Raw genomic sequence first — 3,242 nt, forward strand, 5'->3', positions numbered from 1 at the left:
CCGGCGATGTGGATCTCGCCGGTGACGCCGGGCGGAACGGGCTGCAGGTGCTTGTCGAGCAGGTGGATGCGGATGTTGTCGATCGGGCGGCCGATGGGGATCTCGTCGCTTCCCCCACGGGCGCAGGTCCAGTGGGTGACGTCGATCGCGGCCTCGGTCGGTCCGTAGAGGTTGTGGACGGCGACGGTGGGGTGCCGCTGGTACAGGGCGTCGACGTCGGCAGCCGGGAGTGCCTCGCCACTGCTGATCAGGTCACGCAGGTGCGGCAGCGGGTGCGGCCAGGCGCTCCGGGCGAAGTGGTGAAGCACGGACGGTACTAAGTGTGTGGTCGTGACCTGGTGGGTGTGCAGCAGGTGGTGCAGGTGGTCGAGGTCGGCGTGGCGGCCCGGCTCGGCGATCACCATCCTGGCGCCCGTGGTCAGGGACCAGACGAGTTCCCACACCGAGACGTCGAACGTCGTCGGGGTCTTGTGGAGAACCGTGTCGGCGGGGGAGAGCGGGTAGGCGTTCTGCATCCAGTTGATGCGGTTGAGCAGGGCCCGGTGGGTGTTGACGACGCCCTTGGGGTTGCCTGTTGTTCCGCTGGTGTAGATGACGTAGGCGGCCTGGTCGGGGTGGATCGTGATGTCCGGAGCGCTGGTGGGACGGTCGGTGATGGCGGGGTCGGCCAGGAATTCCGGTGTGATGGTGAGCAGTGCCCGGCTCGTGGTGGCCATCAGCCGGTTGCGGGCTTCCGGGTGCTTGGGGTCGAGCGGTAGGTAGGCGGCGCCGGTCTTCCAGATCGCGAGGATCGCGATGACCAGGTCGAATCCTCGTTCCAGGGGCAGCGCGATCACGGTCTCCGGGCCGCCGCCGAGCGCGCGCAGGTGGTGGGCGAGCTGGTTGGAGCGTTCGTGCAGTTCGCGGTATCCGACGGTCTGGTCACCGAAGATCAGCGCGGTGCCGTCGAAGTCGATGAGGTCGAGGACGGTGTCGACCGGCAGCACGACGGTGGTGTCCGGGTGGTCGTGACGGTCCTGGATCGGCAGTTGGGAGACCGGCTGCTCCGGGTCGGTGACGACGCCTTCGAGCAGGGTCGTCAGATGGCCGGCCATCCGCTCGATCGTGGAACGGTCGAACAGGGCGGTGCTGAAGTACAGACCTGCCCGTACGCCACCGTCGGCGCCCTCGATCGTGCTGAGGCTCAGGTCGAACTTCGCCACCGTGGTGTCCAGCACCCGGATCGGTGCGGTCACGTCGGTGGAGTAGGTGAAGAGCGTCTCGACGAGCGGGCTGCGTGACCGGTCGCGGGACTGGACCAGATCGTCGACCAGCTGCTCGAACGGCAGCTCCTGATGGGCGAAGGCGTCCAGCGAGGTGGCCCGCACCCGGTCGAGGAGCTCGCCGAACGTGGGGTCGCCGTCGAACCGCGTCCTCAGGGCGAGCGTGTTGACGAAGAAGCCGATCAGGTTCTCGGTCTGCCCACGGTCGGCCACCGGGGTGCCGACGATGAGATCGTCCTGGCCGGTGTGCCGGTGCAACAAGGTCGCGTAGGCGGCGGCCAGGGTCATGAACATCGTCGCCCCGTGAGCGCGGGCCAGTTCCCGCAGCCGTTCGGCGGTCCCGGCGGAAATGCCGAACTCGACGACGTCACCGGCGGTCGAGCGGACCGGCGGGCGCGGGCGGTCGGTCGGCAGCTCCAGCTGCGGCGAGCCGGCCAGTACGGTGCGCCAGTGGTCCAGCTGCGCGTCCAGGACCGTGCCGGTCAGCCAGGTGCGCTGCCAGAGCGCGTAGTCGGCGTACTGGAACGGCAGCGGCTCCAGGCGTTCGCCGCCCAGGAGCGCCTTCAGCTCGGCCGTGAGGATGCCGGCCGACCATTCGTCGCAGATCGCATGGTGCAGAACGAGCGCCAGAAGCCGGCCTGCCCCGTCGCCTCGGCCCAGCCCGGCCTTTTCGCCGAGATCGGCGCCGCCGATGATGCCGGCACGGAGCAGAGGACCGGTGGCCAGGTCGAACGGCGCCGTCATCAGCTGTGACAGTGATGCGCTCGTTTCCACCGCGACCCGCGACGGAGAGTCGATGACCTGGTGGGGCAGGCCGTCCGTGCCGGTCACCAGGCGGGTGCGCAGGATCTCGTGGCGCTCGGCGATCGCGCTGAGGGCGTCGGCCACCGCGGCCGGGCGGACGTCCGCGTCGAGCGGGATCAGGACCGGGACGTGGTACTCGATCGAGGCCGGGTCCAGCTGGGCCAGGAACCAGAGACGCTGCTGGGCGTACGACAGGGGCAGATCCTGATTGCGGCCGGCCGGGGCGATCGGCGGGAGCGTGAGGATGTGGCCGTCATCGTGGCCGTTCCGCTCGGTGCGCGCGCGGTCGACCGCGGCGGCCAGCGACTGCACGGTCGGGTGATCGAACATCGCGGCCAGCGGCAGGCCGACGCCGAAGGTGGTGCGGATGCGGCCGATGACGCGGGTGGCGAGCAGGGAGTGTCCGCCGAGGTCGAAGAAGTCGTCGGTTGTGCCGATGCGGTCGATGCCGAGCAGTTCGGACCAGATGCCGGCCAGGGTCTGCTCGGTTCCGGGAGTCGGCTCCTGGAAGCTGGTGGAGAGTTCCGGACGGCTCGTGTCGGGCTTCGGCAGTTTGGTCAGGTCGCGTTTGCCGTTGGTGTTGAGCGGGATGCCGGCGATTTCGATGTAGAGGGCCGGGATCATGTGTTCCGGCAGTGTGGTCCGCAGGTGTTCGCGGATCTGGTCGGCGGCGGGCAGCCCATCGGCCGCGATGACGTAGGCGATGAGGCGGCCGTGGTGTTCGGTGGCGATGGCGGCGTTGATCTGCGGACGTGTGGTGAGGGTGTTCTCGATTTCGGCGGGTTCGATGCGGTGGCCGCGGATTTTGAGTTGGGTGTCGGTGCGGCCGAGGTATTCGAGGGTGCCGTCGGGTAGGAGTCTGGCGCGGTCGCCGGAGCGGTAGAGGCGTTCGCCGGTCTGGCTGAACGGGTCGGGGGTGAATCGTTCGGCGGTGAGGGTGGGCTGGTGGTGGTAGCCGTGGGCGAGTCCTGCTCCGGCGACGTGGATTTCTCCGGGGGTGCCGGGCGGGACGGGTTGCAGGTGCTGGTCGAGTAGGTGGATCCGGTAGTTCGGCAGTGGGGTGCCTATGTTGACGTGGTGACCGACGTGTTGGTGGGTGACGTGGATTGTCGTTTCGGTGATGCCGTACATGTTGATCAGCGTGGAGTCGGTCCATTGGTGCCGGAGGTGGTGTGG

The 3,242-nt window shown here is 68.8% G+C and carries 1 protein-coding gene; it reads right to left on the reverse strand.

The features are described from left to right. The coding region (locus CLV67_RS50775) for an AMP-binding protein (RefSeq protein WP_146169675.1) at window positions 1-3,242 on the reverse strand (3,242 nt) is incomplete at both ends.

The organism is Actinoplanes italicus, from assembly GCF_003001815.1.
Classification (GTDB): Bacteria; Actinomycetota; Actinomycetes; order Mycobacteriales; family Micromonosporaceae; genus Actinoplanes; species Actinoplanes italicus.